Origin of the sequence: Caulobacter segnis (assembly GCF_023935105.1) — a bacterium.
In the GTDB taxonomy this organism is placed as follows: domain Bacteria; phylum Pseudomonadota; class Alphaproteobacteria; order Caulobacterales; family Caulobacteraceae; genus Caulobacter; species Caulobacter segnis_B.
In genome coordinates this window covers 692,549-717,650 of the sequence record NZ_CP096040.1, presented here as the reverse complement: position 1 = coordinate 717,650, position 25,102 = coordinate 692,549, and the positions used below count along the sequence as shown (strand labels likewise).

Annotated in this window: 15 protein-coding genes and 1 pseudogene; 12 read left to right on the top strand and 4 right to left on the bottom strand. The window is 69.4% G+C overall.

The features are described 5' to 3' along the window. Positions 1–153 precede the first annotated feature (153 nt). From MZV50_RS03500 to MZV50_RS03485, 4 genes are all read left to right on the top strand, one after another. Positions 154–1,842 carry an acyl-CoA dehydrogenase family protein gene (locus tag MZV50_RS03500; protein WP_252633031.1) on the top strand — a complete coding sequence of 563 codons (1,689 nt, stop codon included), beginning with the start codon at positions 154–156 and terminating at the stop codon, positions 1,840–1,842. A gap of 200 nt (positions 1,843–2,042) precedes the next feature. Beyond that, positions 2,043–3,656 (top strand): serine hydrolase, encoded by a 1,614-nt coding sequence (locus MZV50_RS03495; protein WP_252633030.1) that lies wholly within the window; start codon positions 2,043–2,045, stop codon positions 3,654–3,656. A 155-nt stretch (positions 3,657–3,811) separates the two neighbouring features. Next, on the top strand, positions 3,812–9,670 hold the full coding sequence (locus MZV50_RS03490) for a hybrid sensor histidine kinase/response regulator (RefSeq protein WP_252633029.1): 5,859 nt from the start codon (positions 3,812–3,814) through the stop codon (positions 9,668–9,670). Between the two features lie 8 nt (positions 9,671–9,678). Beyond that, positions 9,679–11,673: a response regulator gene (locus tag MZV50_RS03485; RefSeq protein WP_252633028.1), complete on the top strand. Its 1,995-nt coding sequence runs from the start codon at positions 9,679–9,681 to the stop codon at positions 11,671–11,673. 213 nt (positions 11,674–11,886) lie between these two features. Here the strand turns inward: MZV50_RS03485 and MZV50_RS03480 are convergent, their stop codons facing one another. After that, positions 11,887–12,879, bottom strand: coding sequence for an NAD-dependent epimerase/dehydratase family protein (locus MZV50_RS03480; RefSeq protein WP_252633027.1), 993 nt, complete (start codon positions 12,877–12,879; stop codon positions 11,887–11,889). Between the two features lie 92 nt (positions 12,880–12,971). Between MZV50_RS03480 and MZV50_RS03475 the strand changes: the two genes are divergently transcribed. From MZV50_RS03475 to MZV50_RS03465, 3 genes are all read left to right on the top strand, one after another. Next, positions 12,972–13,910 carry a LysR family transcriptional regulator gene (locus MZV50_RS03475; RefSeq protein WP_252633026.1) on the top strand — a complete coding sequence of 313 codons (939 nt, stop codon included), beginning with the start codon at positions 12,972–12,974 and terminating at the stop codon, positions 13,908–13,910. Positions 13,911–14,030: 120 nt separating this feature from the next. Continuing rightward, entirely contained in the window at positions 14,031–18,053 is a 4,023-nt protein-coding gene (locus MZV50_RS03470; RefSeq protein WP_252633025.1) for a beta strand repeat-containing protein, read from the top strand. Positions 18,054–18,171: 118 nt separating this feature from the next. Continuing rightward, positions 18,172–20,649: a TonB-dependent receptor gene (locus tag MZV50_RS03465; protein WP_252633024.1), complete on the top strand. Its 2,478-nt coding sequence runs from the start codon at positions 18,172–18,174 to the stop codon at positions 20,647–20,649. A gap of 11 nt (positions 20,650–20,660) precedes the next feature. Here MZV50_RS03465 and MZV50_RS26655 read toward each other — a convergent pair. Both MZV50_RS26655 and efp read right to left on the bottom strand, forming a co-directional pair. After that, positions 20,661–20,797 (bottom strand): annotated as a pseudogene (locus MZV50_RS26655) (hypothetical protein); the annotation flags it as partial. Between the two features lie 20 nt (positions 20,798–20,817). Beyond that, a complete protein-coding gene (efp, locus tag MZV50_RS03460) occupies positions 20,818–21,384 on the bottom strand; it encodes an elongation factor P (protein WP_252633023.1) in 567 nt (188 codons plus the stop codon). 120 nt (positions 21,385–21,504) lie between these two features. Between efp and epmA the strand changes: the two genes are divergently transcribed. After that, the gene (gene epmA, locus MZV50_RS03455; protein ID WP_436792205.1) at positions 21,505–22,560 is read left to right on the top strand and encodes an EF-P lysine aminoacylase EpmA; all 1,056 of its coding nucleotides are present in this window, start codon (positions 21,505–21,507) and stop codon (positions 22,558–22,560) included. Here epmA and MZV50_RS03450 read toward each other — a convergent pair. Next, on the bottom strand, positions 22,557–22,868 hold the full coding sequence (locus tag MZV50_RS03450; RefSeq protein ID WP_252633022.1) for a hypothetical protein: 312 nt from the start codon (positions 22,866–22,868) through the stop codon (positions 22,557–22,559). The two genes, epmA and MZV50_RS03450, sit on opposite strands and share 4 nt — an antisense overlap. Positions 22,869–23,034: 166 nt before the next feature. On the opposite strand from MZV50_RS03450, the gene MZV50_RS03445 reads away from it, so the two are divergent. The 4 genes from MZV50_RS03445 (at position 23,035) to MZV50_RS03430 (ending at position 24,990) form a co-directional block, all read left to right on the top strand. Beyond that, positions 23,035–23,268, top strand: coding sequence for a hypothetical protein (locus MZV50_RS03445; protein WP_252633021.1), 234 nt, complete (start codon positions 23,035–23,037; stop codon positions 23,266–23,268). 143 nt (positions 23,269–23,411) lie between these two features. Beyond that, positions 23,412–23,624 (top strand): hypothetical protein, encoded by a 213-nt coding sequence (locus MZV50_RS03440; RefSeq protein WP_354668922.1) that lies wholly within the window; start codon positions 23,412–23,414, stop codon positions 23,622–23,624. Beyond that, the gene (locus tag MZV50_RS03435) at positions 23,621–23,884 is read left to right on the top strand and encodes a hypothetical protein (protein ID WP_252633020.1); all 264 of its coding nucleotides are present in this window, start codon (positions 23,621–23,623) and stop codon (positions 23,882–23,884) included. The genes MZV50_RS03440 and MZV50_RS03435 overlap by 4 nt, the downstream gene beginning before the upstream one ends. A gap of 68 nt (positions 23,885–23,952) precedes the next feature. Further along, positions 23,953–24,990, top strand: a complete 1,038-nt coding sequence (locus tag MZV50_RS03430; RefSeq protein ID WP_252633018.1) for a lysine-2,3-aminomutase-like protein — start codon at positions 23,953–23,955, stop codon at positions 24,988–24,990. Positions 24,991–25,102: the final 112 nt, after the last annotated feature.

Below are 25,102 nucleotides of genomic sequence, written 5' to 3'. Positions count from 1 at the left end.
GCTCCTCGAGCGCCACTCTGATGAGACGACGCCGCTGGCGGGGAACCGCAGGCGCTCGACGCTTTTTCACGTCATGCTGCGCTGCGGCATTGCTCGCACATGCGAAATGAGCCACGGTGAAGAAAAACAAATGTTCGCGCAGGGGAGTAAGCGATGACCGATACGCAAGCCAAGGACACCAGCCTGATCCTTCCGGGCCTGACGGGCCTGTTGCGCGAGGCCGCCGACGCGGCGGGGCTGTTCGTGGCCGAGGCCAAGCCCCAGGTGCTGGCCCACATCACCGGCGAGACGGGAAAGGTCGACCGCAAGCTGGCCGACGTCCACCAGCACCGCGTCCACGGCTACGGCTGGTACGCGGCCTATGCCGAGCTGATGAACCAGGTCGCCGGCTGGGCCGAGCGGCTGCAGGATGAAGGCCGCTTCGGCGAGATCGAGGCCCTGCTGGCCCAGCTGCTGTTCTCGGAATACTGCGCCCAGCTGGTCGGCGGCGTGCCGATGAACCAGGGCGAGATCGTCCGTCCGGCGCACCTGGTCGAGGACCGCGCGGTGCTGAACCGCCTCTACTCGAACGGCCTGATGAAGCTGATGGTCGAGGGCGGGACCCAGGCCGTGAAGAGCCGAATCGCCCAGCGCCTGGCCGAGGCGCGCGGCCGCCCGACGCTGGAACATACCGGCCTCGACGAGACGTTCGAGATGATCCGCGACCAGTTCCACGCCTTCGCCGAGGAGAAGGTCACCCCCTTCGCCCACGAATGGCACCTGAAGGACCAGTTGATCCCGATCGAACTGGTCGAGGAGCTGGGCGCCCTGGGCGTCTTCGGCCTGACCATTCCGGAAGAGTTCGGCGGCAGCGGCATGGGCAAGACCGCCATGTGCGTGGTCTCCGAGGAGCTGTCGCGGGCCTGGATCGGCGTCGGCTCGCTGGCCACCCGCTCCGAGATCGCCGGCGAGCTGATCCTGACCGGCGGCACGGAGGATCAGAAGCAGTACTGGCTGCCCAAGATCGCCAGCGCCGAGATCCTGCCGACCGCCGTCTTCACCGAACCGAACACCGGCAGCGACCTGGGCAGCTTGCGCACCCGCGCGGTGCTGGAGGGCGAAAACTACGTGGTGACCGGGAACAAGACCTGGATCACCCACGCCGCCCGCGCCGACGTCATGACCTTGCTGGTCCGCACCGAGGCCGGCACCACTGACTATCGCGGTCTCTCGATGCTGCTGGCCCCCAAGCCGCGCGGCGTCGAGGGGAACGACTTCCCCGCCGACGGCATGAGCGGCGGCGAGATTGGGGTGATCGGCTATCGCGGCATGAAGGAGTACGAGCTGGGCTTCGACGGCTTCACCGTCCCGGCCGAGAACCTTCTGGGCGGCGTCCCCGGCCAGGGCTTCAAGCAGCTGATGGCCACCTTCGAGAGCGCCCGCATCCAGACCGCCGCCCGCGCCGTCGGCGTCGCCCAGGCGGCGCTGGAAACCGGCCTCGGCTACGCCCTGGACCGCCAGCAGTTCGGCCAGGCGATCTTCGAGTTCCCCCGGGTGGCCAACAAGCTGGCCATGATGGCCGCCGAGATCATGGGCGTGCGCCAGCTGACCTATTACGCCGCCCGCCAGAAGGACGAGGGCAAGCGCTGCGATCTCGAGGCCGGCATGGCCAAGCTGATCGCCGCCCGCGTGGCCTGGGCCTGCGCCGACAACGCCCTGCAGATCCACGGCGGCAACGGCTTCGCCATGGAGTACGCCGCCAGCCGCCTGCTGGCCGACGCCCGCATCCTCAACATCTTCGAGGGCGCCGGCGAGATCCAGGCCCAGGTCATCGCGCGCCGGCTGCTGGACGGGGGGAACTGAGGCTAGACGCCCCCTCCGTCTTGCTGCGTATCCGCAGCAATCCACCTCCCCCGTTACACGGGGGAGGATGAGCACTCTCCTCCCCCGCGCAGCGGGGGGAGGTGGCGCGATGCGCAGCATCGTGACGGAGGGGGCGCTTCCACCCTTGTCCGCCGCCGGAGCCTCGGCATAGCGTGGTCGCGCCATTCCAAGGACGCCCCATGCTGACCACGACCCGCCGCTCCGCCCTCGTCTCGGCCCTGGCGACCACGGGTCTGGCGGCGTTCGGGAACAAGGCCTGGAGCCAGGAGACCGGCTCGGTGGCCGCGGCGGTCGACCAGCTGGCGCAAGACGTCATGGCCGCCTTCCCCGACCAGCCGGGCCTGGGGATCACCGTGGTCGAGAAGGGCAAGGTCACCCTGGCCAAGGGCTATGGCGTCAAGACGCTGGGGACCCAGGATCGCTGCGACGAGAACACCGTCTTCGGCATCGCCTCGAACACCAAGGCCATGACCGCCGCCCTGGTCGCCATGCTGGTCGAGGAGGGCCGGATCGGCTGGGACGATCCGGTCACCCAGCACCTGCCGGCCTTCCAGATGAGCGATCCCGTCATCACCAAGCTGATGACCGTCCGCGACCTGCTGGTCCATCGCAGCGGGCTGACCTTGGGCGCGGGCGACCTGATGATCTGGCCGGCCCCGACCCATACGCGCGCCGACATCGTGGCGGGCCTGAAGTACCTGCCGATCGGCGGCCAGTTCCGGGGCGGCTACGCCTATGACAACGTGCTCTACGTCGCCGCCGGGGCGCTGATCGAGGCGGTGACCGGCCAGAGCTGGGAATCGCTGATCAAGGCCCGGATCTTCGATCCCCTGGGCATGACCAGCACCGTCTCCAGCCCCGCCCTGGTGGACAAGAGCCGCCGGGCCTCGCCGCACGCCCGCCTGGGTCCGCCTGTGCGAGGCCTGGGCCCGCAGACCGTGCTGCCGTTCGACAACAGCTTCGCCGCCGCGGCCCCGGCCGGCGGGGTCAATTCCACGCCCAAGGACATCGCCCAGTGGATGCTGGTCCAGCTGGGCCTGGGCATGCTGCCCAACGCCAAGCGGCTGTGGAGCGAGCCGTCGGCCCGCGAGATGTGGAAGCCGCAGACCATCACCACCTGGTCGGACGGCCCGACCGACGAGAACCCGGTCCGCCCCTCGCTGCAGGCCTATGCCCTGGGCTGGTTCGTCCAGGACCACCGCGGCGAACGCTTCCTGTGGCACACCGGCGGCCTGGCCGGCTTCATCTCGTTCACCGGCCTGCTGCCCGGCCGCAAGTCCGGGATCATGATCATGACCAACGCCGAGGAGACGCCGGTGCTGCGGTCCCTGCGCTTCGGCGGGCCCGACCGCTTGCAGGGGCGCAGCGACTTCGACTGGATCGCCTCCAGCAAGCGGGTCCAGGCCGAGGCCGACGCCAACACGATCAAGGACGCCGCCCGCGCGACCACGACCTCGGCCCCTGGCGGCGCCAAGCCCAGCCTGCCGCTGGCCGCCTATTCCGGCGTCTATCGCGATCCCTGGTACGGCACGGTGACGATCGGCCTGGTCGGGAAAGGCAAGAAGCAGGGCCTGACCGTCTCGTTCGACAAGACCCCGGCCCTGCGCGGCAAGCTGGTCCCGTTCGACGGCGAGATGTTCAAGACCGTGTTCGACGACCGCACCCAGGAAGACGCCTTCTTCAGCTTCGACCTGAAGGACGGCAAGGTGGTCTCGGCCCTGGTCAAGGCGGTGTCGCCCCTGGCCGACTTCAGCTACGACTACCAGGATCTGCGGCTGACCAAGACAAGCTGAGACGCTCCGGCGAAGCTTCAGCACAAAGCTTCGGAACCCCCACTCAACAGCCGCGTTTTCGGAGAGGTTCAGGGGTGGTGGGTCTTTGCTCATCCGGCGTCGATCCGATCGACCCGTCCCCGCCCCGAACGTAACGCACTTTGGGGGTGCAGGGCATGCAAGGCGTTTTGGAACGAGCCGCTGGCGGACGCGAGCTCGACGGTCATCAATTGCTGGCGGCGCTGCGGGCGTTCCGGCGCGGGGACTTCTCTGTCCGCCTGCCCACGGACCTGTCCGGCCTGGACGGCGAGCTGGCCGAGGCCTTCAACGACGCCGTCGACCTGAACGACCGGATCTCCAAGGAGTTCGAGCGCCTGCGCGACGTCGTCGGCCGCCAGGGCAAGATCAACCAGCGGGCCCAGTTGCCCGGCGCGCAGGGCGCTTGGTCCGAGAGCGTCGAGGCCGTCAACAGCCTGATCACCGACATGGTGCACCCGACCGCCGAAATGGCCCGCGTGATCGGCGCCGTGGCCAACGGCGACCTTTCCCAGACCATGGACCTGGAGAACGAGGACCGTCCCCTGCGCGGCGAGTTCCTGCGCATCGGCAAGGTCGTTAACACCATGGTGGGCCAGCTGGGCAGCTTCGCCAGCGAAGTGACCCGCGTGGCCCGTGAAGTCGGCACCGAGGGTAAGCTGGGCGGCCAGGCCCAGGTCAAGGGCGTCACCGGCGCCTGGAAGGACCTGACCGACAACGTCAACCTGATGGCCGCCAACCTGACCGGCCAGGTCCGGAACATCGCCGAGGTCACTACCGCCGTGGCCAACGGCGACTTGTCCAAGAAGATCACCGTCGACGTGAAGGGCGAGATCCTGGAACTGAAGTCGACCATCAACGTCATGGTCGATCAGTTGAACAGCTTCGCCAGCGAAGTGACCCGCGTGGCCCGTGAAGTGGGTACGGAAGGCAAGCTGGGCGGCCAGGCCCAGGTCAAGGGCGTCACCGGCGCCTGGAAGGAACTGACCGACAACGTCAACCTGATGGCCGGCAATCTGACCGGCCAGGTCCGCAACATCGCCGAGGTGACCACCGCCGTGGCCCGCGGCGACCTCTCCAAGAAGATCACCGTCGACGTGCGCGGCGAGATCCTGGAGCTGAAGGACACCATCAACACCATGGTGGACCAGCTGAACGGCTTCGCTTCCGAAGTGACCCGCGTGGCGCGCGAAGTCGGCACCGAGGGCAAGCTGGGCGGCCAGGCGCGCGTGGAAGGCGTGGCCGGCACTTGGAAGGACCTCACCGACAACGTCAACTTCATGGCCGCCAACCTGACCGGCCAGGTCCGCAACATCGCCGAGGTCACCACCGCCGTCGCCAACGGCGACCTCTCCAAGAAGATCACCGTCGACGTGAAGGGCGAGATCCTGGAGCTGAAGTCGACCATCAACGTCATGGTCGATCAGTTGAACGCCTTCGCCAGCGAAGTGACCCGCGTGGCCCGCGAAGTGGGTACGGAAGGCAAGCTGGGCGGTCAGGCCAACGTCACCGGGGTCGGCGGCACCTGGAAGGAGCTGACCGACAACGTCAACCTGATGGCCGGCAACCTGACCGGCCAGGTCCGCAATATCGCCGAGGTCACCACCGCCGTCGCCATGGGCGACTTGTCCAAGAAGATCACCGTCGACGTGAAGGGCGAGATCCTGGAGCTGAAAAACACCATCAACGTCATGGTGGACCAGCTGAACTCGTTCTCGTCGGAAGTGACCCGCGTGGCCCGCGAAGTCGGCACCGAAGGCAAGCTGGGCGGTCAGGCCCAGGTCAAGGGCGTCACCGGCGCCTGGAAGGACCTGACCGACAACGTCAACTTCATGGCCGCCAACCTGACCGGTCAGGTGCGGAACATCGCCGACGTCACCACCGCCGTGGCCAACGGCGACCTTTCCAAGAAGATCACCGTCGACGTGAAGGGTGAAATTCTCGAGCTGAAGAACACCATCAACACCATGGTGGACCAGCTGAACGCCTTCGCCAGCGAAGTGACCCGCGTGGCCCGCGAAGTCGGCACCGAAGGCAAGCTGGGCGGCCAGGCCCAGGTGAAGGGCGTCGCCGGCACCTGGAAGGAGCTGACCGACAACGTCAACCTGATGGCCGGCAACCTGACCGGCCAGGTCCGCAACATCGCCGAGGTGACCACCGCCGTCGCCATGGGCGACCTCTCCAAGAAGATCACCGTCGACGTGAAGGGCGAGATCCTGGAGCTGAAGAACACCATCAACGTCATGGTGGACCAGCTGAACAGCTTCTCGTCGGAAGTGACCCGCGTGGCGCGCGAAGTCGGCACCGAAGGCAAGCTGGGCGGCCAGGCCCAGGTGAAGGGCGTGGCCGGCACCTGGAAGGACCTCACCGACAACGTCAACTTCATGGCCGCCAACCTGACCGGCCAGGTGCGCAACATCGCCGACGTGACGACCGCCGTCGCCAAGGGTGACCTGTCCAAGAAGATCACCGTCGACGTGAAGGGCGAGATCCTCGAACTCAAGTCGACCATCAACGTCATGGTGGACCAGCTGAACGGCTTCGCCTCGGAAGTGACCCGCGTGGCGCGCGAAGTCGGCACCGAGGGCAAGCTGGGCGGCCAGGCCCAGGTGCCCGGCGTGGCCGGCACCTGGAAGGACCTGACCGACAACGTCAACATGATGGCCGCCAACCTGACCGGCCAGGTGCGGAACATCGCCGACGTCGTCACCGCCGTGGCCCAGGGCAACCTCAAGCGCAAGCTGACCCTGGACGCCAAGGGCGAGATCGCCTCGCTGGCCGACACCATCAACGGCATGATCGAGACCCTGGCCACCTTCGCCGACCAGGTGACCAACGTGGCCCGTGAAGTGGGCTCGGAAGGCAAGCTGGGCGGCCAGGCGCGGGTGCCCGGCGCCGCTGGCCTGTGGCGCGACCTGACCGACAACGTCAACGAGCTGGCCGCCAACCTGACCACCCAGGTCCGCGCCATCGCCGAGGTGTCCACCGCCGTGACCAAGGGCGACCTGACCCGGTCGATCACCGTGGAAGCGTCCGGCGAAGTCGCGGCGCTGAAGGACAACATCAACGAGATGATCCGCAATCTGAAGGATCAAACTCTGAAGAACACCGAGCAGGACTGGCTGAAGACCAACCTGGCCCGGTTCAGCCGCATGCTGCAGGGCGAGCGCGACCTGTCGACCGTGTCGAACCTCGTCCTGTCCGAGCTGGCCCCGCTGATCAACGCCCAGCATGGGGTGTTCTATGTCTCGGACGCCGACGAGGACGGCCAGCCGGTGCTGACCCTGGCCGCCAGCTATGCCGGCAATCGCAGGAAGCCCCCGGCCGCCCAGCTGCGCCTGCGCGAGGGCCTGATCGGCCAGTGCGCGGCCGAGAAGGAACGCATCCTGCTGACCAACGTCCCCAAGGACTACGTCAAGGTCAGCTCGGGCCTGGGCGAGAGCGCGCCGCGCAGCATCATCGTCCTGCCGGCCCTGTTCGAGGGCGAGCTGAAGGCGGTGATCGAGCTGGCCAGCTTCGGCGAGTTCAACGAGACCCAGCGGGCCTTCCTGGACCAGCTGATGGAGTCGATCGGCATCGTGCTGTCGACCATCGCCGCCAACATGCGGACAGAGGGCCTCCTGGAGCAATCGCAGCTGCTGACCGCCGAACTGCAGGCCCAGCAGGAAGAGCTGAAGAAGACCAACGACCGCCTGGAACTGCAGGCCGCCTCGCTCCGCCAGTCCGAGGAGCTGCTGCGCTCCAAGCAGGAAGAGCTGCAGCAGACCAACGCCGAGCTGGAGGACAAGGCCGTGCTGCTGTCCGCCCAGAACAAGCAGGTGGAAGCTAAGAACGCCGAGGTCGAGCAGGCCAAGGCGGCGCTGGAGGAGAAGGCCGAACAGCTGGCCCTGACCTCGAAGTACAAGTCCGAGTTCCTGGCCAATATGAGCCACGAGCTGCGCACGCCGCTGAACTCGCTGCTGATCCTGTCGAAGATGCTCAGCGAGAACGCCCAGGGCAACCTCAGCGACAAGCAGGTGGAGTTCTCCAAGAACATCCACTCGGCCGGCGCCGACCTGCTGGGCCTGATCAACGACATCCTCGACCTGTCCAAGATCGAGAGCGGCACGGTCACGCTGGACATCGGCCAGATGCCGTTCGCATCCTTGCGCGACCAGACCCAGCGGACCTTCGCCCAGCTGGCCCAGGACAAGAAGCTGGACTTCGCCATCGACATCGACCCGGCCCTGCCGCCGGCGATGTACACCGACGACAAGCGCCTGCAGCAGGTGATCAAGAACCTGCTCAGCAACGCCTTCAAGTTCACCCAGGCCGGTTCGGTGAAGCTGTCCGTGCGCCGCGCCGAGTCGGGCTGGGCCGTCGGCAACGACCACCTGAACAAGGCCGGCCAGGTGCTGGCCTTCGAGGTCGAGGACAGCGGCATCGGCATCCCCGAGGACAAGCAGCGGATCATCTTCGAAGCCTTCCAGCAGGCCGACGGCACCACCAGCCGCAAGTACGGCGGCACGGGCCTGGGTCTGTCGATCAGCCGCGAGATCACCCGCCTGCTGGGCGGCGAGCTCAAGGTCGTCTCGACCCCCGGCGTCGGCTCGACCTTCACGCTCTACCTGCCGCTGAACTTCAGCCCGACCGCCCAGCAGCAGGCCCCGACGCCTTCGCCGCGCGCCCCCGCCAGTCCGTCCTCGACCTTCACCTTCTCGACGGCCGACGCGCCGTCGTACGAGCCGGTGGAAAGCGTCGTCGACGACCGCGACACGGTCAGGCCCGAGGACCCCACCGTGCTGATCGTCGAGGACGATCCGCGCTTCGCCTCGATCCTGCTGGCCCTGGCCCGCGACAACGGCTTCAAGGGCGTGGTCACGGCCGAGGGCTCGTCCGTCCCGTCCCTGGCCCGCCGCTTCGCGCCCGAGGCCATCCTGTTGGACGTCGGCCTGCCCGACATGGACGGGCTGGCCCTGCTGGACCTGCTCAAGCGCACGCCCGAGACCCGGCACATCCCGGTGCAGGTGATCTCTGCCGACGACCGCGGCGGCCTGTCGCTGTCGATGGGCGCCCTGGGCTTCACCAGCAAGCCGGTCGAACAGGAGGCGGTGGTCTCCACCCTTGATCGCGTGCGGCGCCTGGCCGACCATCCCGAGCGCACCCCGATCCTGGTCGGCGGCGACAAGACCACGGCCGAGCTGCTCAAGTCGGTGTTCGATGCGGTCCGCGTCGAGACCGCCCTGGACGCCCTGCCGCCCGAGGCCTTCACCGGCGAGCAGGGCTGCCTGGTCGTTCCCGTCGGCGGCGAGGCCATCGACGCCGGGGGCGCGGTCGGTCCGACCCTGGACCTGCTCAAGCAGCGCGGCGCGGTCTCGGGCTCGACGGTGCTCTACGCCCCCGGCGAACTGGACACCGAGGACGAGCGCCGCCTGCGCCTGGCGGTGTTCACCGGCGCGGCCCGCCTGGCCCGCACGGCCGAACAGCTGATCGACCACGTGGCCCTGATCCAGCACGCCCCGGTCGAGGGCCTGCCCGACACGGCCCGCGCCATGCTGACCAAGACCAAGCACGCGGATGCGGTCCTGGCGGGCCGCACCGCTGTCGTTATCGACGACGACATCCGCAACATCTTCTCCCTGGCCAGCGCCCTGGAGGAGTACGGCATCGAGCTGCGCTACGCCGAGAGCGGCCGCGCGGGGCTGGAGCTGCTGGACAGCCTGCCGTCGGTCGACATGGTCCTGGTCGACATCATGATGCCCGACATGGACGGCTACGAGACCATGCGCGAGATCCGCTCGCGCGCCCGGTTCTTCGACCTGCCCGTCGTCGCCGTCACCGCCAAGGCCATGAAGGGCGACCGCCAGAAGTGCATCCAGGCCGGCGCCTCGGACTATGTGTCCAAGCCCGTCGACCTGGACCAGCTGATCTCGGTCCTGCGGGTCTCGGTGCAGCGCGCCGACGCCCGCAAGCTGGTCGGCGGCAACATCGTCAACCTGTCCACCGTCGCCCACCAGTGACGAGCATCATGTCGACGCCCGCCGTCCAGTTCCCGCCAGAGCCCGTCCCGGTCGACCGACCGCGGGCCAAGGTGCTGATCGTCGACGACGATGAGCGCAACGCCTTCGCCGCCACCCAGGCGCTGGAGGCGCTGGGCCAGGAGCTCGTCGTCGCCCGCTCGGGGCCCGAGGCCCTGCGCAAGCTGCTGACCGACGACTTCGCGGTCATCCTGCTGGACCTGCACATGCCCGGCATGGACGGCTACGAGACCGCCGCCCTGATCCGCGAGCGGCGGCGCACCCGCGACGTGCCGATCGTGTTCCTGACGGCGGTGTTCCGCGACGAGGGCCACATCTTCAAGGCCTATTCGGCCGGCGCCGTCGACGTGGTGTTCAAGCCCGTGGATCCGTTCATCCTGCGCTCCAAGGTGCAGGTGCTGGTCGACCTGCACATCAAGCGGTTGGAACTGGCCCGCGAGCTGGAGAGCCGCCAGCGCCTGCTGGAGGAGCACGCCCGCGTCCAGGCCGAGAAGCTGGAGGCCGAGCGCTCGCTGCAGGCGTCCCTGCGCCGCCAGCAGGCGATCCAGCGCGCCCTGCCGATCGTGTTCTACTCGCGCCAGGCCGACCATCCGTACGCGGCGGTGTCGGTCAGCGACAGCATGAAGGGCCTGACCGGCTTCGAGGCCGAGGACTTCATCCAGAACCGCAAGTTCGGCTATGGCCTGGTCCATCCCGACGACCAGGCGATCGTGGCCCGCGCCCAGGCCGAGGCCCGCGACGCCGGAGCCTATACCTGCGAGTACCGGCTGCGGTGCGCGGACGGCTCGTACAAGTCGGTGATCGACCAGGGCATCCTCAGCGAGGATCCCGACACCGGGGCGGCGGTGGTGTTCGGCACCCTGCTGGACAACACCGAGCGCCGCGCCCTCGAGGACGCCTTCCGCCACGCCCGCAAGATGGAGACGGTGGGCCAGCTGACCGGCGGCGTCGCCCACGATTTCAACAACCTGCTGACCGTGATCCTGGGCAATGTCGACCTGATCCAGCGCCGCTGCGGCGACGGCTTCCCGTTCGCCCGCCAGGTCAAGGCGGTCCGCCAGGCCACCGAGCGCGGCGCGGCCCTGACCCGCCAGTTGCTGGCCTTCTCGCGCCGTCAGCGCCTGGACCCGGCCGCCGTCGACCTGAACGAGCTGGTCCGCGACTTCTCGCCCCTGATCCGCCAGGCGGTCGGCGACGCGGTGTCGGTGTCGCTGGAGCTGGCCGACGCCCCGGCCTTCGTCCATATCGACCCGGCCCAGTTGGAAAGCGCCCTGCTGAACCTGGCCGTCAACGCCCGCGACGCCATGGAGGGCGCGGGCGGCCTCACCATCACCGTCCGCGCCGATCCGACAGGGGCTCACGGTCTGGTGGTCCGCGACACCGGCCCGGGCATGGCGCCGGGCGTCGCCTCGCGGATCTTCGAGCCGTTCTTCACCACCAAGGACGTCGGCAAGGGCTCGGGCCTGGGCCTGTCGCAGGTCTACGGCTTCGTGCAGCAGTCCGGCGGCGAGGTCACCGTGGTCACGGCCCCGGGCCAGGGCGCGGCCTTCGAGATCACCCTGCCGGCCATCGCACCGCCGGCCACGACCCAGGCCGCCCCCACCGCGCCGTCCGAGGAAGCCACCGGCTCGGAGCACATCCTGGTGGTCGAGGACGATCCCTCGGTCCTGGCCCTGGCCGTCGATACGCTGGAGTCGCTGGGCTATCGCGTCACCACCGCCCGCAACGCCGCCAGCGCCCTGCGCCGGCTGAAGGGCGGGACGGCGTTCGAGATGCTGTTCTCGGACGTGGTCATGCCCGGCGGGGTCAGCGGCCTGGACCTGGCCCGGCGGGCGCGGGGCGCCAATCCGGGGCTGAAGGTGCTGCTGACCTCGGGCTTCATCGGCGAGGAGGCCATCGACTGGGCTGACGAGTACCCCATGCTCGACAAGCCCTACGACAGCCCCTCCCTGGCCGCCAAGGTGCGGTCGGTGCTGGACGCTTAGAGGGCATGGATCGAAGTCCCGCATCCGCGCCAGGCTCATATCCCCCATAACCGGTCTCCCGGCGAAAGCCGGGGCCCAGATTCATCCAGAGAGGTTGGGGTGACGCACCTGTTAGCCTCGCCATTCCGGTGACGCCCTTGGGTTCGATCTGGGCCCCGGCTTTCGCCGGGGAGACCGGGTCTTGGCTAGCTCAAAGCTAGATGTCGATTGCCCCTAAGCCGCCCGCTTCAGCCGCGCGGTTTCGGCCACCGGCACGTCCAGGCCCTGCATGGTCGCCCGGACCGCGACGTCCAAGGGCGTGCGCGGCTCCTCGCCGAGGAAGGCGACCAGGCGATGGTTGTCCAGCCGCACGGGATGGCGCCAGAACGGTCGCATCTCGGACAGTTCGCGCATGGTCTCGTTGAACAGGCCCGCGACCGGCAACAGGCCCCAGGGCAGGCGGCGGACGTCGGGACGGGCGAGGCCGGCGGCGCGGGCGATGGCGCGGACCATGGCGGTCCCGTCGGCGTCCCAGACCCCCTCGAAGTGGAAGCGGGCGAAGGCCGGCAGCTCGGCCTCGCGGTCGGCCAACCGGGCGAAGGTCTCGCCGACATCGGGCAGATAGGCCCAGGCGTGGCCGACGTTCTTGTCGCCCGGATAGAGGATGGTCTTCACCGCCTGGCCCGGCTTGACCAGGCCCGAGGCGAACCAGCTGTTGGCCGTCGAGCGCGGGCCGAAATAGTCGCCGGCCCGCAGGATCAGTGAGCGCACGCCATCTTCCGCCGCCGCTTCCAGCCGGGCCTCCATGGCGATGCGGATCCGGCCCTTGCGCGTCAGGGCGCGCTGGGGCGTGGTCTCGTCGATCACGGCATGGGCGGCGGGGTCGTAGTTATAGATCGTGCCCGGCAGCAGGATCCGCGCGCCGCTGGCCCGGGCGGCGGCGATGGTGTTGTCGATCATCGGCAGGACCAGCGTCTTCCAACCGCGATAGCCGGGCGGGTTGACGGCGTGGACGATGATCGCGGCGCCTTGGGCGGCGGCGACCACGGCGTCGCGATCCAGGACGTCGCCCTTCCGGTAGTCGACGCCGGCGAGGCGCCCCTGGCCGGGATCGCGCACCAGGGCGCGGACGGTCCAGCCCCGGCGGGCCAGGGCGGCGGCGGTTTCACCGCCCACGCCGCCATTGGCGCCGAGGACGAGAGCGATGCGAGCGTTCTGGGCGGTCATGGCCGGCTCCTGTCGTTGCGATGACCCGAAGATGCGCCGCGACGCCCCTGACAGAAATTGTCGAGAACGATCGATCGGACTATCAAAAATATATGAGCCCTGATCTTCCCTCCGCCGTCGCCAGCGCCGTGGCCACCCCTGTAGATTGGGAGCGCCAGCGCGCCTTCCTGGCCGTGATCGAGACCGGCAGCCTGTCGGCCGCCGCCCGCCAGTTGGGCGCGGCCCAGCCCACGGTGCGCCGGCGGATCGAGGACCTGGAGGCTCAGCTGGGCGTGGCGCTGTTCACCCGCTCGCCCTCGGGCCTGACGCCGACGCCGCTGGGCCAGGAGCTGGCCCAGCACGCCCGGGCCATGGCTCTGGCGGCGGCCTCGCTGGCCCGCGCCGCCTCGGCCGAGGCCGACGCCGCCTCGGGCGCGGTGCGCATCACCGCCAGCGAGGTGGTCGGCCTGGAGGTGCTGCCGCCGATCCTGGCAACCCTGCGCGAGGCCCATCCGGGCCTGGTCTTCGAGCTGGCCCTGACCAACCGCAGCGAGGACCTGCTGCGCCGCGAGGCCGACATCGCCGTGCGCATGGTCCGCCCCACCCAGGAGGCGCTGGTGGCCAAGCGGATCGGCAATATCCCGCTGGGCCTGCACGCTCATCGGCGCCTGCTGGACGCCTGGGGCCGGCCCACGACCCTGGACGAGGCCCAGCGACTGCCGCTGATCGGCTACGAGAGCGAGACGACCCTGGTGCGGGCGCTCAAGGCCATGGGCCTGGACCTGCGCCTCGACGCGTTCACCTTCCGCACCGATAGCGACGTGGCCCAGCTGGCGGCCATCCGGGCGGGCCTGGGCCTGGGGGTCTGCCAGAGCGGCCTGGCCATCCGCGACCCGATGCTGGAGCGGGTGCTGCCCGAGGTCTTCAACTTCGACCTGGAGACCTTCGTGGTCACCCACGAGGATCTGAAGGACGTGCGCCGCGTGCGCCTGGTCTTCGACGCCCTGGTCGCCGGCCTGACCGCCTATGCCAAGCTCGGAAATACAGTTTGAACGAAACGCCCTTCCACCTAAAGTGGAGGTTAACGATTCGCCGTCCGGGAATGTTGGCGGTTTTTTGGCTCAGCCTCCTCGAAGGGGATCGCGCGGCCCGAGTACGGTGGAAGTCCCGCCATGGTGGCCATCAATTCCGACGCGTCGGTCCTGTCGAGCCTGACTCCGGCCAAGATCGCGTCCCTGACCAGCGCCGCCCTGGCCGATGCGCCGCCATCCGAGTTCGCCAAGCTGACCAAGGCCCAGGTGGCGGCCATCTCGGTCACCGCGATCAGCGGCATGACCGCCGAGCAGTTCGCCGCCTTCTCGCCCAGCCAGGTCACGGCCCTGACCACGGCCCAGCTGCCGCGCCTGTCGGCCACCGTCGCCTTCAGCGCCAACCAGCTGGTGGTCCTGAACCAGGCCCAGATGCAGTCGCTGTCGCGCACGACGGTCGCGGGCCTCAGCACCCAGGCGCTGGACGGGCTGGCCACCACCCAGATGGCGGCCATGACCGCCACGGCCGTGTCGGCCCTGTCGCAGGACCAGGTGCGCAGCCTATCCCTGGCCCAGGTCCGCGCGCTGAGCGCCGCGCAGCTGCGCGGCCTGTCGGCCACCGACATCGGCGAGTTCAGCCGCGACCAGTTCGGGTCCCTGAGCAACAGCCAGGTGTCGGCGCTGGCCTCCAGCCAGGTCACCCTGCTGTCGGCCGAGCAGATCGGCGCCCTGGACGCCACCCAGTTCTCCAACCTGTCGGTCGCCGCCCTGCGCGGCCTGTCCCCCAGCGCCGTCGCCCTGACCAATCCCGGCCAGTGGAGCCGCGCCACCGCCCTGCAGCTGTCGGCCCTGAACGCCGACCAGTTGAAGGCCATGGTTCCCGGCCGCCTGGCGGTGCTGACCGCGACCCAGGTCAAGGCGCTCTCGCCCGTCGAACTGGGCAAGGCCGGCGCGACCGTGCTGGACGCCCTGACCCCGACCCAGCTGGCGAGCCTGTCCGGCGCCCATACCGCCGCCCTGTCGGTGACGACGATCACCAGCCTGACCCCGACCCAGCTGGCCGCCCTGGACCCGCAGGCCGTGGGCGGCCTGTCGGCGACCGGCTTCGCGGCGCTGGACGCCGAGCAGGTGGGCGTGCTCAGCGCCAGCCAGATCGCCCGCCTGCGCACCGACCAGCTGAAGGCCCTGGACGGCGAGGACTTCAACGAGTTCACCCGCGCCCAGCTGAAGGCCTTCACCGCCGCCCAAATCCGTGACCTGCCGCCCGAGCGGCTGGCCGAGCTGTCCGACGCGGCGTTCGGCGCCCTGACCCCCACCCAGATCAAGGCCCTGACGCCGCTGCAGCTGAAGGCCCTGTCGGTCAGCGACGTCGGGGCCATGTCGCCCGAACAGGTCGGCGCCCTCAGCCCCGGCCAGGTAAGCGCGCTGTCGGGAACCCAGCTGGCCACCCTGCGAAGCGTCTCGGCCCTGACCCCGGCCCAGTTCCAGGGGATCACGGCCGCCCAGCTGAAGATCTTCACGCCCAGCGACATCGCGCGGCTGAGCACCACCGAGCTGGGGGCCCTGACCGCCGTCCAGATCACCGGCCTGACGCCCGAGGTGCTGTCGGCCCTGAACGCCACCCAGACCGCGCGCCTGTCGGCGGTGCAGATGAAGGGCCTGACCACCACCCAGCTGCTGGGGCTGTCCGACACCGACGTGGGGGATTTCAACACCACCCAGATCGGCGCGCTGGACGGGACCCAGGTCAGCGCCCTGATCGATCACCTGTCGGCCGCGGCGGTGGGCAATCTGAACGTGGCCCAGGTCAACAAGCTGTCGGCCACCGCCCTGGCCGGCCTGACCGACGCCCAGGTGGCGGCGCTGAGCCCCACCCAGCTGCGCGCCCTGTCCAACGACCAGATCGGCAAGGCCCCCTCCGACCTGGTCGCGGCCCTCAGCCCGACCCAGATCGGCGCCCTGACCGCCGGCCAGATCGGCGCCCTGTCGGTGACCGGCCTGGCCGCGCTCAGCACCGAAGGCCTGCAACGGCTGGACGCCGCCCAGATCCGCGGCCTGACCGCCACCCAGGTCAGGAGCCTGGCGCCCGCCACCTTCGCCGTGCTCAGCGCCACCCAGGTCGCCGCCCTGACCACCGCCCAGGTGGGCGCGCTGTCGTCGACCCTGGTCGGCGAGCTGACCCCCACCCAATGGGCCGGCCTGACGCCGACCCAGGTCCAGGGCCTGTCGACCACCCAGCTGGCCACGCTGGACGCCACGGACCTGGGCGGCCTGACCAGCGGCCAATGGACCGCCTTGCGCGCGACCCAGGTGGCGGCCTTGTCGGCCACCGCCGTGGCCGGGCTGGAGAGCGGTCGCCTGGCCCAGCTGACCCCGGCCCAGATCGGCGGCCTGTCGTCCACCGCCGTCTCGGCCCTGGACGCCACCCACGTCGCGGCGCTGTCGACCAGCCAGATCGGCGCCCTGACCGCCACCCAGCTGCGCGGCCTGACGCCCGAGGACATGGCCGAACTCAGCGCCACCCAAGTCGGGGCCATCGCGCCCGGCCAGCTGGCCGCCCTGCCCGCCACCGACGTGTCGGCGCTGAGCCCGACCCAGCTGGCCGCCCTGACCGCGACCCAGCTGAAGGCCATGGCGCCGTCGCAGATCTCGGCGCTGCGCCCGTCGCAGACGCCAGGCCTGTCGGCCAGCCAGCTGGCGGCCCTGACCTCGGTGCAGCTGGGGGCGCTGTCGGTCGACGTGCTGCCGGCCCTGGACGCCACCCAGGTCGGCGCCCTGGCCTCCACCCAGCTGGCCGGCCTGTCGACCACCCAGGCGGGCAGCCTGACCGGCGCGCAGCTGGCGGCCCTGGCCACGACCCAGGTCGGCGGCCTGTCCAGCGGCTTCCTGTCGGCCCTGTCCGCCACCGCCTTCGCCGCCTTCAGCGCCACCCAGGTCGCGCGGCTGTCGACCACCCAGGTCCAGAGCCTGACCACCACCCAGGTCGGATCGCTGTCGACCACCGACTTCGGCGAGCTGACGACGACCCAGGTCGCGGCCCTGACCGGCGCCCAGATCGGGGCGCTGTCGGCGACGAACCTGGGAAGCCTGTCGACCACGGCCATCGCCGGCCTGTCGGCGGCGCAGTTCGCGGGCCTGACCACGACCCAGATGGCCGGCCTGCCCGACAGCGCGTTCCAGGGGCGCCTGGGCCAGCTGACCGCCACCCAGATGGCGGGCCTGTCGACCACCCTGATCGCCGGCCTCTCCAACAGCGACCTGGCCAGCCTGAGCGCCGCCCAGATCGGCGCCCTGACGCCGACGGCCTTCGCGGCCCTGGGAGCCTCGCGCCTGCCCAGCCTGGCGACGACCCAGGTGGCGGGCCTGTCCACGACGATCGTGGCCAGCCTGGACGCCGCCGCCTTCGGGGCGCTGTCGGAAAGCCAGGTCGCGGCCCTCTCGGCCGGCCAGATGGGCGCGGTGCGCGGCGAGATCCTCTCGGCTCTGGACGCGACCCAGTTCGCCCGCCTGACCGCGACCCAGGTGCGCGGCCTGACCGCCACCCAGATCGAGCGGTTCAACGCCGCCGACATCGGCGACTTCACCACCACCCAGGTCGCGGCCCTGGGCGCGGCGCAGCTGGAAGGCTTCTCGGCCGCCGACATCTCGGCCCTGAACGTGACCCAGGTGGCGGCCATGACGGTCGGCCAGATCGCCGCCCTGTCGCCGGTCCAGGTGCGCGGCCTGTCGGCGACCGACATCGGCGAGTTCAACAAGACCCAGGTCGCCGCCCTGACCACCGGCCAGATCGGCGCGCTGTCGCTGACGGCGCTGGCCGGCCTGAACGAGGAGCAGTTCGGCGGCCTGACCGCGACCCAGGTGCGCGGCTTCACCAACGAGCAGCTGACCGCCTTCGGGGCCGAGGGCCTGGCCCGGCTGTCGGGCGCCCAGCTGGGGGCCCTGACCACCACCCAGGTCGGCCAGCTGCCCCGGGTGGCGATCCAGAGCCTGAGCGCGACCCAGATCGGCCAGATCATGCCCAGCCAGATCGCCGGCTTCACCGGCGAGCAGATCGCCGCCTTCGCGCCCTCGCAACTGAGCCAGCTGTCCCGCGCCCAGGTCAACAAGCTGACCGCCGCCCAGCTGGACGCCATGAACCGCGCGCAGCTGGAGGCGATCGGGCTGTAGCGCCCCGCCCCTGTGGCGTCGGCGCCACCGTCACGGGAGCGTCGTCAATCTGTCGTCGAGCCGTCCCACGGCGTCCCTATGCCCGCCCCACGCAATCGCGATGGGGGATACGGGAATCATGCAGTCCAACACGACGTTCAGCCGCCAGGCGCGGCTGTGGTGCGGCGCGGCCGCCGCGGCGCTTCTGGCCACGGGCGCGCACGCCGCCGAAGTCGCCGCCGCGCCGGGCGCCGCCGCTGCGGCCGCCGACACCGACTCGACCAGTGTCGAGCAGGTAATCATCACCAGCCAGCGCGAGACCCGCTCGGCGGTGGCCATGGAGGCCCAGCAAATCCAGCGCGTCCTGCCCGGCGCCAGCCCGCTGAAGGCCATCCAGTTCCTGCCCGGCGTCGTCTATCGGACCGCCGATCCGTGGGGCAACAACGAGCAGAACCTGTCGCTGTTCGTCCACGGCTTCTCGACCCAGCAGTTGGGCTTCACCCTGGACGGCGTGCCGCTGGGCGACCAGCAGTACGGCAACTACAACGGCCTGTCGGTGTCGCGCGCGGTGACCAGCGAGAACGTCAGCCGCGTGACCCTGTCGTCCGGCGCCGGCTCGCTGGGCGTGGCCTCGACCAGCAACCTGGGCGGCGCGATCGAGACCTTCAGCCGCGATCCGTCGGCCGAGCGCGGCTTCAACGTCCGCCAGACCCTGGGCAGCAACGAAACCAGCCGCACCTTCGTGCGCCTCGACAGCGGCGAGATGGGTAATGGCTTCAAGGGTTACGTCTCGTACCTGCGCCAGGACGCCAAGGCCTGGGACTTCGACGGCCACCAGCGCGGCCACCAGGTGAACCTCAAGCTGGTCAAGGAAGACGAGCACGGCGAGCTGACCTTCTACGCCGACTGGCAGATGAAGGTGGAGCCGAACGAGGACGCCACGGCCATGGGCAACCAGCAGACCGCCGCCGCGGCCGGCTACACGCCCTATACCCGCCCGTTCATCTATCCGGACCTGGCCGCCTGCTCCAGCCGCCTGACCGGCGGCCCCGGCACCCCGCCGCCGGCCCAGGGCAACAACTTCTCGAACTGCTTCAGCGCCGCCCAGCGCGAGGACATCATCGGCTACCTGAAATACGCCTGGAAGCCGGTCGAGGGGTTCACCTGGACCAACCAGCTGTATCACCACTACAACTTCGGCCGCGGCATCGTGGCGGGTCCGATCAACACCGCCGGCCTGCCGGCGCTGTTCGCCACCTACTATCCCAGCCTGGTGGTCGGCACGGCGACCAGCGCCGCCACCCTGCAGAACATCGTCAACCTGATGGGCGGCAGCGGCAACGCCGTGCGCACCACCGAGTACCGCATCAACCGCACGGGCCTCTTGTCGACGGCCGAGTGGACGCTGGGCGATCACCAGATCAAGGGCGGCGTCTGGTTCGAGCACAACGAACCGGCCCAGCACCGCGTCTGGTATCCGATGACCAAGGAGAACAACGACCTGTCGCCGTACGACGTGCCGCGCGGCAAGAAGGCCCTGACCCAGTACTTCGCCGAGTTCTACGTCAACGACGTGCAGCTGCACCTGCAGGACCAGTGGCGGATCACGCCCAAGCTGCTGCTGCAGGCCGGCTTCAAGTCCAGCCTGCAGGACGCCACCGGCAAGTTCCCGATCAACCAGCAGAACCTGCCGACCGTGGCCGTGCCGGTCCATTATCCGACCGGCTCGATCAAGTCGAACAAGTGGTTCCTGCCGCAGGCCGGCCTGCTGTGGGACGCCACCGACACCGAGCAGGTGTTCGTCAACGTCCAGCAGAACATGCGCCAGTTCATCCCGTATGGCGCGGGCAGCGGCTTCTACGGCTTCTCGGCCTGGAGCCTGGGCACCCAGGCGGCCTTCGACCTGTTCAAGACGACGGTGAAGCCGGAAACCTCGTGGACCTATGAAGTGGGTCTGCGCAGCCGCCACGACGTGGCCTGGGGCCCGATCACCGGCGTCGAGGGCCAAGTCAACGCCTACAACGTCAAGTTCAGCAACCGCCTGCTGAACATCGCGCCCTACAACTTCATCAACCCGGCGCCGGCCATCCTGGCCAATGTCGGCGACGTGACCACCAAGGGCGTCGACGTGGCCGGCACCCTGAAGTTCGGCGACCACTTCCAGCTCTACAACGCCGTCTCGTACAACGAGTCCAAGTACGACCAGGACTACCAGTCGGGCACGACGATCGTCGGCGGCGTCTCCACCCCGGTCACGGTCGCCACCGGCGGCAAGTACGTGCCGCTGATGCCCAAGTGGATGAACAAGACCATCGCCCGCGGGAACTACGGCGCCTTCGACGCCCAGATCAGCGGCGACTATGTCGGCAAGCGCTTCGTGACCTACCTGAACGACCTCTCGGTCAAGTCGATGATGCTGGTCGACCTGCAGGCCGGCTACACCTTCGACATGGCCGACAAGGGCATGGTGAAGGGCCTGCGCGTCACCGCCAACGTCACCAACCTGTTCGACAAGAAGGGCGTCTCGACGGCCGGCGTGACCAGCAACTCGGGCGGCTACACGGCCTTCCCGCAGGCCCCGCGCATGGGCTTCGTGACGGTGTCGGCGGAGTTCTAGTCGGCGCAACGGAAACCTCGCCCTTCGACAAGCTCAGGGTGAGGTTTCCGACTGAACGGCCATGAAAGTAGTCTTCACCCTGAGCGCGTCGAAGGGCGAGGACGGACCAAGAAAAAGGCCCGGCGGGAAACCGCCGGGCCTTCGTCATTTCGGCGTTCCGAAGGACGCTTAGTCCTTGGCGCGTTCCTGGTAGCTGTTGTCTTCCGTCAGGATGATCACCCGAGTGCCCACGGTGATGTACGGCGGGACGGTCGTCTTGACGCCGTTGCTGAGCACGGCCGGCTTGTAGGACGACGACGCGGTCTGGCCCTTCACCGACGGTTCGGTGTCGACGATCTCGAGGACTACGGTGCGCGGCAGTTCGATGGCGATCGGCACGTCGTTGTGGGTCGACAGCTGGACCGTCATGTTCTCCTGCAGGTAGGGCGCGGCGTCGCCGATCACCTCTTCGGTCGCCACGAGCTGGTCGTAGGTTTCCGGGTTCATGAAGTGGAAGCCCTCGCCGTCCTGGTACAGGAAGGTGTGGTTGCGCTGGTCGACGAAGGCGCGTTCGACCTGCTCGGTCGTGCGGTAGCGCTCCGAAACCTTCACGCCGTCCGAGATGCGGCGCATGTTCAGCTGGGTCACCGGGGTGCCCTTGCCGGGGTGGATGTTGTCGACCGTCAGGACGACGTAGAGCTTGCCGTCCATATCGACGACGGCGCCTTTGCGGAGCGAGCTGGCTGCGACCTTCACTTAAGTTCCGTCCTTGGATGAAAGCGCGCGCGAGGCCGCGGGCGCGATCGTGCTATTGATCTGTGAGCGCCCTCGTATAGCGAACGGGCCGAAATCTCCAGTCTCTTCGGTTTTGACGCCTTGCCCTCATCCCCGACCGCATCCTGGTGGCGCGCCGACGTCCACGCCGACCGCCGCCCGTTCCTGCTGGCCCGCAACCGGATCACCAAGGCGTTCCGCGCCTGGTTCGAGGGGCAGGGCTTCGAGGAGGTCGAGGCCGCCGCCCTGCAGGTCTCGCCCGGCAACGAGGCCCACCTGCACGCCTTCGCCACGGAGGCCATGACGATCTCGGGCGAGGCCAGCCCGCTCTACCTGCACACCTCGCCGGAGTTCGCCTGCAAGAAGCTGCTGGCGGCCGGCGAGGAGAAGATCTTCAGCCTGGGCAAGGTGTGGCGCAATCGCGAGCGCGGACCGCTGCACCATCCCGAGTTCACGATGCTGGAGTGGTACCGGGCCGGACAGCCCTACCAGACCCTGATGGACGACTGCGCGACCCTGCTGGCCCTGGCGGCCGAGACGGCGGGGACCACGCGCTTCGACTTCCGGGGCATGGCCTGCGACCCGTTCGCCCCGCCCGAGCGGCTGTCGGTGGCCGAGGCTTTCGACCGCCACGCCGGCGTCGACCTGCTGGCCAGCGTCGCCCCGGACGGTTCGACGGACCGCGACGCCCTGGCCGCCGCCGCCCGCGCCGCCGGGATCCGGGTGGCCGAGGACGACGGCTGGGCCGACATCTTCAGCCGGATCATCGTCGAGAAGGTCGAGCCGCGCCTGGGCGAAGGTCGCGCCACCGTCCTGTGCGAATATCCGATCAGCGAGGCGGCGCTTGCCCGGCCGAAGGACGCCGACCCGCGCGTGGCCGAGCGCTTCGAGCTCTATGCGTGTGGCGTCGAGCTGGCCAACGCCTTCGGGGAACTGACCGACCCGGCCGAGCAGCGCCGCCGGTTCAGGATCGAGATGGACGAGAAGGCGCGGATCTACGGCGAGCGCTATCCGATCGACGAAGACTTCCTGGCCGCCCTGGCGTCCATGCCCGAGGCCTCGGGCTCGGCCCTGGGCTTCGACCGCCTGGTCCTGCTGGCCACCGGCGCGCGGCGGATCGAGGATGTGGTGTGGACGCCGGTCGCGGGGTCGGCCTAGGGCGCGTTGGCCACGCCCTCGGCGTCGTCGCGCGAAACGTCCCGCAGCAGATGATTGCGCCCCAGCGGGGTGATCTCCCAGCCGCCGCCGCCGCGACGCGCCAGGCCCAGGACGGTCAGGGCCTGGGCGGCGGCGATGTTGACGAAGTTCGCGTCCTGCCCCGGCTGGCGCTCGGCCAGGCTTTGCAAGGCGCGCAGCTGGCCCGCGTCGAGTGAGTCGCTCTGGGTGAAGATTTGGGTCATGGGCGTCCGATGCGGGTTGCGATCGAAGCCGCCGACCGACGCCTGGAGAAGCCGCCAGGTCGACATGATGCCTCAGCCTAGCACGGGACACGCCGGTTGGCGCGGCCGCCGTGCGCCCTCGCCCTAGCTGGCTTTGTCCGCCGTAAGGGCGCATGGTCCGTCATCGCCGTCGGGCGCGCGCCAGCCTCTGGTCGAGCGTGACCGATGCGGCGCCGACCAGATCGCGACGACGATGACCGTCCACCAGCTGTTCGGGCCGCACGCCTACGAGATCGTCTATGGCTGGTCCAAGCACGCGCTGGAGGTGACGATCTCCGCGCGATCGGGCCGCCCCCTGGACCCCGGCGAGACCTGCACGATCAGCGGCCAGAGCGGCTACTGCAAGGACTTCGTGGTGATCGAGGTGAAGCGGAACGGCCTGGCGTGGTCCGCGCGATGCGTCCCAGCGGGCGAAGATGTTCCGTGAAATCGCACCACCCGCTCGAGAAAAATCTCAAGACTTCGGATGAAAATAGCGACGACTTCTATTTTTACGGCCGAGAAAAATCGCGGCCGCACGCGAAATTTTATTATTCGTAAACGCGCGGCGATTTCGTGATACCCTGCGGCATGCGCATGACAACAGAACGAAAAATTCTTACCGTCGCCCGTCACGAGGGCAACTGGAGCGTGGAGCACGAAGGCGTCCATTTCGGCCAGTCCGCCGACAAGGAAGTCGCCAAGGCCGCTGCGTGCCGCCGGGCGCGCAGCCTGCAGGACGACGGGCACGCCTGCCAGATCCGGGTGAGCGGCGAGCACGGCTTCTGGATCAAGCCGTCGTGAGCAAGGATCGCCCCCCGGCCCCGCCCGTTCCGCCGGCCGCACTGTTCCAGCGCCGCATCGCCGACGCCATCGCCGAGGGCGCGACCGCCGCCGACCTCACCCTGCGCCTGACGCTGGGCGATGCGCGGCGCCTGCGCCGCGACACCGGCGTGCCGCTGGAGGCGATCAGCTATCTGGGCGGGCAGATGCACTTCCTGGGCGTGAAGGTCGTCGAAGGCGGCGTCGAGGCCAGCGTTCTGGAACAACCCACCCAGGCGTGAACGTCGTCTCGCCACGCGCGGCGCGGCGATTGCCACGCGCGTGGTTTTCCCTCATATCCCCGCCCCTCATGACCCCCGTGAAGACCCTCCGCGACACCCGGTCCCTGGTCGAGGCCGGGCTGGTCCCGCCCGAGCGCCTGCCGGCGCTGGAGGCGGTGGCGGCGCGCTACGCGGTGGCCATCACGCCGGCGATGGCCGAGCTGATCGATCCGGCCAACGCCAACGACCCGATCGCCCGCCAGTTCGTCCCCGCGTCCGAGGAAATGATCGCCAGCCCCGGCGAAGACGGCGACCCGATCGGCGACACTGCCCACAGCCCGGTCGAGGGGATCGTCCACCGCTATCCCGACCGGGTGCTGCTGAAACCCACCCACACCTGCGCGGTCTATTGCCGGTTCTGCTTCCGGCGCGAGATGGTCGGGCCCGAGGGGCTGTCGAACTTGACGCCGGCCCAGCTGGACGCGGCCTTCGCCTATATCGCCGACCGGCCCGAGATCTGGGAGGTGATCGTCACCGGCGGCGACCCCTTCGTGCTGTCGCCCCGTCGCATCGCCGCGCTGATGGACCGGCTGGAGGCGATCGACCACGTCAAGATCGTCCGCTTCCACACCCGCGTCCCGGCGGTCGATCCCGACGCCGTCACCGACGACCTGATCGCGGCGCTGAAGCGCACGACCAAGACGGTCTATGTCGCCCTGCACGCCAACCACGCCCGCGAGCTGACGCCCGCCGCCCGCGCCGCCTGCGCCCGGATCGTCGACGCCGGCGTCCCGATGCTGAGCCAGACCGTCCTGCTGCGCGGGGTCAACGATAATCCAGTCGTGCTGGCCGATCTGATGCGGACGTTCGTCGAGACGCGGATCCGGCCCTACTACCTGCATCACGGCGACCACGCCCCCGGCACGGCCCACCTGCGCACCACCCTGGCCGAGGGCCAGGCGATCATGAAGGCCCTGCGCGGGACGGTCTCCGGCCTGGCCCAGCCGACCTATGTCCTCGACATCCCGGGCGGTCACGGCAAGGTCCCGGTCGGTCCGAACTACGTGGCCGAGGGCGAGGTCGAGGATCCCAACGGCGTCGTCCGTTCGTATCCGCCCGAGGGCTGAGTCCCGCGCCCCGCGGCCGGGCTCGCGTTGCATCGCAGCAAAGCCTTGGCGGCGCCACGGTTTCTCGTGCTAGAAAAGTCGTCATATCCGACGGCCCGGGCGGGAAGCCTGG